Origin of the sequence: Exiguobacterium sp. s6 (assembly GCF_018618155.1) — a bacterium.
Taxonomy (GTDB): domain Bacteria; phylum Bacillota; class Bacilli; order Exiguobacteriales; family Exiguobacteriaceae; genus Exiguobacterium; species Exiguobacterium mexicanum_A.
On sequence record NZ_JACSLN010000004.1, the window covers coordinates 118,230 to 126,788 of the forward strand.

The following is an 8,559-nucleotide window of genomic DNA, read 5'->3' on the forward strand; positions in this document are numbered from 1 at the left end:
ATGGCGCCTGCTCAAATCAGAGACAAGGCGCCTTTTTTCGGGTAAAGAATGGAAAACCGATTGGCATGATGGTTTTCTTTCACACGAGCGCTTGAATATGTCACAATAAAGTCAGAACATTCAATTTTCGAACGCATCAGCGATTAGAGAAAAAAGGGGAGTCGGCTATGTCCTATCGTCCAGCCATTCAATCGATCATCAATGCCATTGAAACGGTGATCGTCGGGAAAGAAGATGTCATCGCAAAAAGTTTGACTGCGTTGCTTGCCGGAGGTCACGTGTTGTTAGAAGACGTGCCCGGGGTCGGGAAGACGATGCTCGTTCGTACGTTCAGTCGTGCCATTGATTTGGATTTTAAACGCGTTCAGTTCACTCCGGACATGTTGCCGTCCGACTTGACGGGAATCTCGATGTACAATCAAAAGACAAAAGAGTTCGAGTACCGTCCGGGACCTTTGATGGGGAACATCGTCTTGGCTGATGAAATCAACCGGACCTCTCCGAAAACGCAGTCGGCGTTACTCGAGGCGATGGCGGAGCGCAGTGTGACCGTCGATGGGGAAGTCAAAATCTTACCTTCCCCGTTCTTCGTCATGGCGACACAAAACCCGATTGAACATGAAGGGACATACCCGCTCCCGGAAGCCCAGCTCGACCGATTCCTTCTTAAAATCGAGATGGGGTACCCGTCGTTCAATGAAGAAATCTCTTTGTTGACCCGTTTCGAAAAGGCAGAGCCGCTCGAGGCGCTCCAAAGTGTCATCACGAAACACGAAGTCGAACAGATGCAGCGTGACGTGCGTGACGTGCATGTCTCGAGTGCGGTCAAACAGTATATCGTCCGCTTGATCCATGAGTCGCGCAACGACCCGAACACGTACCTCGGGGGTAGTCCGCGTGCGACGCTCGCTCTGATGAAGGCGGCTCAGGCGTGGGCGTATATCCATAACCGTGATTTCGTCTTGCCAGATGACGTGAAGGCGCTCGCGGGTAGTGTGCTCGGTCACCGTATCTTGTTGACGGCAGAGGCGCGTTATAAAGGGAAAACGGCCGAACAGCTCGTCAAAGGTTGGCTCGACTCGCTACCGGTCCCGATGGATCGTGAGGTCAAAGAAGTATGAAAAATTGGATGAAGCTGTTCCTCGTGTGGGCGGCGGCATTCGGACTTTACGCGTTCGCCCGGATCGAAGGGAGTATCGTCGCCTCGACACTTTGGTGGTCATTTTTCGTTTTGGCGGCGTATTGGACAATCTTTATGATTTACCCGGTCACGGCAGCCAACGTCTCGCGGCGAATCACGACGAAACGGCTCGTCTCGGGCCAAACGATGGACGTAGAACTGCAAGTGGAGCGGAAATACCCGTTTCTTGTCGGGATCGTCACGTTAGAAGAGACACCACCGCCTCGTCTCGCTACATCGACGGACGTGATTGTTACCCCGGTCGACCGCTTTTTTCGGCGAACAGAGACGGTGCATTACGAAATCGAACAGATCCGCCGGGGGATCCACGTGTTCGATCGGACGGTCCTTCACGTACGTGACGTGTTCGGGCTGTTCGATCGTAAACGGACGTTGCGGCTCGAGACGGTCGTCGAAGTGTCGCCGGCTGAACTTCCGTTCGATTTGCCGCGTGATGAGCAGGTCGGTGGGCGTGGCGAACAGTACCGGCGCACGCGGACATATACAGAAGTAGCGAACACGACGAGCGGTGTCCGGGAATACGCGGCCGGTGACCGCATCGGCCGGATTGACTGGAAGGCCTCGGCTCGTCGAGATAACTTGATGACGAAAACGTTCGATCAAGAGCAGGAGAAAAAACTCTCGCTCGTCTTCGTCCCGTCCACATCTGCCGGACACGAAGAAGCGTTCGAACGATCACTGTCGTTACTCGTCGGTGCGATTCGGCAACTTGAACGGAAAAACTTGCCGTTTGAACTGTATGTCATCGAAGAACAGGTCCGCCTTTTCCATTTGCCGGACCAAAGCGCCGAGGTCGGGCATTACTTGCTGACGGCGACACCGGAACCGGAAGGACGTCTCGTTGAACGAGTGAAGCGTAACTTGCCGCAAGAGGTCGGAAACTTGATTTTAATCAGCCCGCTCGAGACGAAATGGGTACGCGAAATCATGAATGAGACCCAAGGCAGCTATCACTTGTACACGGCGAACGAGGTGACGACATGACGATGTGGGTGAAACGGATTGTCTATACGGCACTTGCCGCTTACTTGTTGTCGTTTTGGGTCGAGCCGATTGTCGGGAGCACGACGTTCGATGTCAATTGGCCGTTCCTGTTTTTACTCCTCGTACCGATGTTTGCGAGCTTGTTGCCTTGGTATGGGTTCATCGCCGTGGTTGTCCTCAACTTCTTTACCATCTTGTACGTGTATCACGGCAGTATCTTAGATTGGTTTGGGCTCTGGGTAGAAGATTTAAGTGGGGTGCTGAGCGGGGCTTTGCCAGAAGAAGCAATTTTCTTCTCGGCGATGGCGCTCATCGGTGTCTTGTTCGCCATCTTGGTCGGACGGACGTATCCAAGCTATGGTTTCGTTCTTGGGATGATCGTCTCGACGCTTGGATTGATGGCATACTTTGACACATGGACGCTTTATGACGGAGAAGGAAAAATACTACTTGCGATTTTAGCGTCACTCTTATTACTCTTCGTCACGGATTTGGCGAAACGGCCGAGCAAGTCGCTCGTCCGCTATGTCAGTATCGCTCTCCTCGCTTCGGTCGTGTTGGCGCTCGCGAGCGTGTCTCCGACGATTGAAGGGGACTGGTCCGACCGGTTGACGACGAGTTTCCAAAACGCTGGCAACGATGAAGGGTCAGGTAGCGGTCGTGTCGGCTATGGGGTGAACGATGAGCAACTCGGTGGACCGTTCGAACAGGATGACGGGATCGTCTTCATCGCCCGTGGTGTACCGGCACGCTATTGGCGCATCGAATCAAAAGAGATTTACACCGGGAAAGGCTGGGTCGAGTCCCCGGTCCTCGACTCGGACTACAACCGCGGCCAGCTCGTCGACCCAGACGTCGATACGACGCCTGAACAGGCGTTGCTCCGATTCGACCGGCGTCAAACGTTCGTCCCGTATGGCGGGGAGTATCCACAAGCGACCGAGACGGAAAACGGGACCGAATTCAGGGTCGGCAGTATCGAGGAGCCGTTCCCGAACGAGACGATTCACATCCGTCCGTCCGGGAAGATCGTCTTCGACAATGATGGCCAAACGACGCCGCAGACGATTCAACTCCGCTACAGTGTCCCTTCCTTCACTGAAGAGCAACTGGCATTGAACGAACCGGTGACGACGTTGACGGAAGAAGAGCGGCAGGCGTACTTACAACTACCGGATTCGCTTCCGGACCGTGTTCGTGACTTGGCGGCTGACATCACGGCTGACAGTGAGAGTCCTTACGAGGACGCCCAAGCCGTCCAGGGGTACTTCCAATCTGGAGAATTCCAATACAACACGGAAGACGTCGCCGTCCCGGAAGGGGATACCGATTACGTCGATCAATTTTTGTTTGACACGTTGATCGGGTACTGCGACAACTTCTCGACCTCGGCCGCTGTCCTTCTACGGGCGAGCGGGGTGCCGACGCGTTGGGTCAAAGGCTTCACGATGGGTGATGCGCGCGGGGTCATTCAAGGGGAGGAGGAGTACACCGTCCGGAACCGACACGCCCACTCGTGGGTAGAATACTTCATCGAAGGTGCGGGCTGGGTCCCGCTTGAAGCGACGATCAGTTTCTCAGATGCCAACTTGCTTCAAATCGAGACGGAGGACGAAACGAATTCAGAAGATCCAGCAGCCAACGATCCGCAAGCATCGCAAGACAATGAGCCGACGAATCGTCCGCAAGAAGATTTGGCACTCGATGATGTCACATCGGGTGAGGCGGCAACAGAGAATTGGAATATGCCGGTTTGGGGTTGGGTGTTGATTGTCTTTACGGTCGCCGTTCTCATATGGAACCGGAAATCGATTGAACGCTTCGTCATGATGCTTTGGTGGACACGGCGTCCATTGAATGAAAATCGACTCGTCGCCATGCATCGATATCTAGTTAAACGACTCCGCGGAGCAGGCTTCAAAGTCGACGGGCGCACGCCGTCCGAGCTCGCTGCAGAGGTCGATGCCTATTATGAGTCGACCGAAATGACGAGATTGACCCGTTTGTTTGAACAAAGTATCTATGCCGACCAAACACCGAATTCAAAATATAAAGAATATTGGAAAATCATGATTCGTCGAATTATGAGTTGAAGTAGGCGGATGCATACAGTAAGATAGACGCATTAGTTAGATAATTGAACAGCATTCCTTCGTATATACTCGCGAATTGGCGCGAGAGTCTCTACCGGACCACCGTAAATGGACCGACTATGAAGGAGCACGTTTCGTATACACAGAAAAGGGCGTGCTTCTTCTTCGGTTTAGTGAATCCGTGGGTGAAGCTCGCTCTTTTTTTGAGAAGAAGGCAGAAAGGTGGAGGTTTTGTGAAAATAGAACAAGAGATGATTTTGGTGCTCGACTTTGGAGGCCAGTACAACCAGTTGATCACACGTCGTGTACGTGACCTTGGCGTATATAGTGAGCTTCATTCCCACAAGATGACAGCTGCTGAGATTCGTGAACTGGCTCCGGCCGGGATTATTTTCTCGGGTGGCCCGAACAGTGTGTATGCGGAAGGCGCTTACCGCTGCGACCCAGAAATTTTCGAACTCGGGATTCCGATTTTCGGGATCTGCTACGGCATGCAGCTCATGACGCATCACTTCGGTGGACGTGTCGAGCGGGCCGCACATCGTGAATACGGGAAAGCGACGCTCTTCTCGACGCCGGAAGCTTCGGCCCTCTACAAGGATCTTCCAGTGGAACATACTGTTTGGATGAGTCACGGTGACCTCGTCATGGAAGCACCGCCAGGATTTATCGTTGATGGGACGAACCCTTCTTGTCCGGTCGCCTCAATCAAGAGTGATGACCTCAAGATGTATGGGGTGCAGTATCACCCGGAAGTCCGTCACTCGGAGTACGGAAACGACATCTTGAAAAACTTCATCTATGAAGTGTGTGGTGCCAAAGGCGAATGGTCGATGGAAAACTTCATCGACATCGAAGTCGAGAAGATTCGTGAAATCGTCGGTGACAAGCAAGTTCTTTGTGCCTTGTCAGGTGGTGTTGACTCATCGGTCGTGGCGGCGCTCGTTCACCGCGCGATCGGCGACCAGTTGACATGTATGTTCGTCGACCATGGTTTGCTCCGTAAAAACGAAGCGGACAGTGTCATGAAGACGTTTGCAGATGGCTTTAATATGAAAGTCATTAAGATTGATGCACAGGATCGTTTCATGGCCAAACTTGCCGGCGTTTCAGATCCGGAACAAAAACGAAAAATCATCGGCAACGAGTTCATCTACGTGTTTGACGAAGAAGCGTCTAAACTTGTGGACATGGACTTCCTTGCCCAAGGTACGCTCTACACGGATATCATCGAGAGCGGAACAGATACGGCACAAACGATCAAGTCGCACCATAACGTCGGTGGACTTCCAGAAGATATGAACTTCACGTTGATCGAGCCGCTCAACACGCTCTTTAAAGACGAAGTACGTGAACTCGGTACTGAACTCGGATTGCCAGACTATATCGTATGGCGTCAACCGTTCCCAGGTCCAGGTCTTGGCATTCGTGTTCTCGGCGAAATCACGGAAGAAAAACTCGAAATCGTGCGCGAATCAGACGCGATTTTACGTGAAGAAGTGAAGAAAGCTGGTCTCGAACGTGATATTTGGCAATATTTCACGGTCCTTACACCGATTCGTTCAGTCGGCGTCATGGGCGACGAGCGGACGTATGACTATGCCGTCGGCGTACGTGCCGTCACCTCGATTGATGGGATGACTTCGGATTGGGCCCGCATCCCATGGGATGTGCTCGAGAAGATTTCGGTCCGTATCGTCAACGAAGTCAGTCACGTCAACCGTGTCCTGTACGACATCACATCGAAGCCACCAGCAACAATCGAGTGGGAATAATAGGCAGAGGGGAGCAATCCTCTCTGTTTTTATATAGAAAAACCGAACATTAGAATGAAATATTTGATTAAAATCCGTTATTACTGTTGACATTCATTTTTGACGTTGTTAAGATAAAAACGTTCTTATCATATCCGAACAATTAAAAATTATTTTGCCGTATAATATCGGGAATATGGCCCGAGAGTCTCTACGAAATCACCTTAAATGATTTCACTACGGCGAGACATAGATTCGGGGACGTATGTCCCTGTATGTTTCGCGTGGGGTCTCCGGTCATCGATCGGGGACCTTTTCTCGTTTTACGGCGAGCCAAGGAGGAAAATCAATGAGCACACAGCTCAAGCAAGAACCAAATCATCAACCGTCAGAAAGCCGGATCGAACGTCACTTCCAGTTGAAAGAACTTGGAACGAACGTGAAAACCGAACTCGTCGCAGGATTCACGACATTCTTGGCCATGGCTTACATCTTATTCGTCAACCCGAACGTATTGGGCGCAGCGGGTATGGATATGGGTGCCGTTTTCGTCGCAACTGGTCTCGTCGCACTGATTGGATCGGTCACGATGGGTCTATTCGCCAACTACCCGATCGCCATCGCGCCAGGCATGGGGCTTAACGCCTTCTTCGCCTACAGTGTCGTCATCGGCATGGGCATCCCTTGGCAGACGGCACTCTCGGGTGTTCTCGTCTCAGGACTGTTCTTTATCGCTTTGACGCTCTCGGGCATTCGCGAGACGGTTGTTAACGCGATTCCGGCTCCACTTAAAATGGCGGTGGCTGCAGGGATTGGTTTCTTCATCGCCTTCATCGGCTTAAAAAATGCGGGAATTGTCGTTGCGAACGAAGCGACGCTTGTTAGTCTCGGTTCGCTCGGAACAGGAACTACGCTCCTCGCGGTATTCGGTCTTGTTGTAAGTGCATTGCTAATGGCACGAGACGTCAAAGGTGGCATTTTCATTGGGATGTTGTTGACAGCTATCGCGGGAATGATTTTTGGTCTCGTGCCGACACCGACTGCGATTTCAGATGTTGTATCGATGCCGCCGAGCATGTCTTCGACGTTCGGCCAAGCGTTCATTAACTTTGGTGATGTCTTCACCCTTCAAATGCTTATCGTCATCTTGACGTTCTTCTTCATCGACTTCTTCGATACAGCCGGCACGCTCGTCGCGGTGGCGCGTCAAGCTGGGATCATGAAAGAAAACAAAGTGCCGCGTGCGAGTAAGGCGCTCATGGCTGATTCGACTGCGACGGTTGCAGGTGCAATTTTTGGGACATCGACTGCGACATCATATGTAGAGTCGTCGGCGGGAGTTGCGGCGGGTGGTCGTACAGGGTTGACTGCTGTATTCGCAGGTTTATTCTTCGGATTGGCTTTGTTCTTCTCACCACTCTTAGCGGTTGTCACGGCACCGGTCACGGCACCGGCCTTGATTATTGTTGGTGTGTTGATGGCTTCAGCTCTCCTTGATATCGATTGGAAAAAAATCGAAATCGCGGTTCCGGCATTCTTAACGATTATCATGATGCCACTCACTTCGTCGATTGCGACGGGGATTGGGCTTGGGTTCATCTTGTACCCGCTCATGATGATCGCGAAAGGGAAAACAAAAGAGATTCACCCAATCATGTACGGGATGCTAGTCATATTCTTGGCGTACTTCATGTTCTTGCCACACGCGTAAATAAACGGAGCCGACTCGGTTATGAGTCGGCTTTTTTGTATGCAGTGTTTTCGGGAAGGAATAGATCATACATCGTTAGTGCGTGGTTTCTGTAATGTGTTCATTGCGGATGAACGTGACATCTTGTGAGAGAACGCATCTGAAAATTTGATTGTGGCGAATGGTCCTGTTCCACCATTCCTTCGTGAAGTGATGGTTTTCTTCATATATATGGTATTGAACAGTCGATGGTGTATTTAACAGCCATTCACCTACTAGGCAATTGTCCTCTATATATAGAAGGAGTTGAAACGTTTGAGCCGTTTGATTCGCGATTTGGAGATTCAAGTAGTTGGAGCGTACGTGGCCTGTTTCCGAACGGTTGGTCTCTGCGAGAGTCTGGAAAGACATCATAGCTATGAAGATAACGCTTGATTCCGGAAAGGGGACTATGGAGTGTGAGCAGTAGATTAGGTTAGATAGTTGACATATTCCTCCCTTGACCCCGGTCGGTACTTTTCCGTAATGTAAAATCATTCCGTCGGTCAATCGTCTTCCAATCCTTGAGTCGGGCCGAGGTGAAAAGGTGATTTAAAACTTTTTAAAGTTTTTTTAGAATAATGCTTGCCATGTTATAGAAAGGGATGCTATAGTTATCTCTGTTGCCAGCGATGCTTACAACTTAGTAAACAAACTGGTTGACACGCAATAATGATAAATGTTATTATCATTTAGTCGCCAAGAGCGACAGACGAACTTTGAAAACTGAACGATGAGGCAAAAATAAGTTTTACAATTTTTGAATGAAGCGCAAGCTTCGTCATTTTTAAAGAGCTA

General features: G+C 51.0%; 5 protein-coding genes and 2 riboswitches. All 5 genes read left to right on the forward strand.

Features of this window, described 5'->3' with window-relative positions:
- Positions 1–167 precede the first annotated feature (167 nt).
- Positions 168–1,121, forward strand: coding sequence for an AAA family ATPase (locus tag KNP75_RS14440; protein ID WP_214709525.1), 954 nt, complete (start codon positions 168–170; stop codon positions 1,119–1,121).
- Positions 1,118–2,185 (forward strand): DUF58 domain-containing protein, encoded by a 1,068-nt coding sequence (locus KNP75_RS14445; protein WP_215190736.1) that lies wholly within the window; start codon positions 1,118–1,120, stop codon positions 2,183–2,185. Before KNP75_RS14440 ends, KNP75_RS14445 begins: the two co-directional genes overlap by 4 nt.
- Positions 2,182–4,278: a transglutaminase domain-containing protein gene (locus tag KNP75_RS14450; protein WP_215190737.1), complete on the forward strand. Its 2,097-nt coding sequence runs from the start codon at positions 2,182–2,184 to the stop codon at positions 4,276–4,278. The genes KNP75_RS14445 and KNP75_RS14450 overlap by 4 nt, the downstream gene beginning before the upstream one ends.
- A gap of 39 nt (positions 4,279–4,317) precedes the next feature.
- A riboswitch (purine riboswitch) is annotated at positions 4,318–4,418 on the forward strand.
- Between the two features lie 111 nt (positions 4,419–4,529).
- The gene (gene guaA, locus KNP75_RS14455; protein ID WP_251128383.1) at positions 4,530–6,053 is read left to right on the forward strand and encodes a glutamine-hydrolyzing GMP synthase; all 1,524 of its coding nucleotides are present in this window, start codon (positions 4,530–4,532) and stop codon (positions 6,051–6,053) included.
- Between the two features lie 137 nt (positions 6,054–6,190).
- Positions 6,191–6,292: riboswitch (purine riboswitch) on the forward strand.
- Between the two features lie 89 nt (positions 6,293–6,381).
- Complete coding sequence (locus KNP75_RS14460) at positions 6,382–7,743, forward strand: NCS2 family permease (RefSeq protein ID WP_034781627.1); 1,362 nt, start codon at positions 6,382–6,384, stop codon at positions 7,741–7,743.
- Positions 7,744–8,559 lie beyond the last annotated feature (816 nt).

Coding starts and splice junctions, on each gene's coding strand:
- guaA (WP_251128383.1), top strand. CDS start 4,530: ATGATTTTGGTGCTCGACTTTGGAGGCCAGTACAACCAGTTGATCACA.
- KNP75_RS14460 (WP_034781627.1), top strand. CDS start 6,382: ATGAGCACACAGCTCAAGCAAGAACCAAATCATCAACCGTCAGAAAGC.
- KNP75_RS14450 (WP_215190737.1), top strand. CDS start 2,182: ATGACGATGTGGGTGAAACGGATTGTCTATACGGCACTTGCCGCTTAC.
- KNP75_RS14440 (WP_214709525.1), top strand. CDS start 168: ATGTCCTATCGTCCAGCCATTCAATCGATCATCAATGCCATTGAAACG.
- KNP75_RS14445 (WP_215190736.1), top strand. CDS start 1,118: ATGAAAAATTGGATGAAGCTGTTCCTCGTGTGGGCGGCGGCATTCGGA.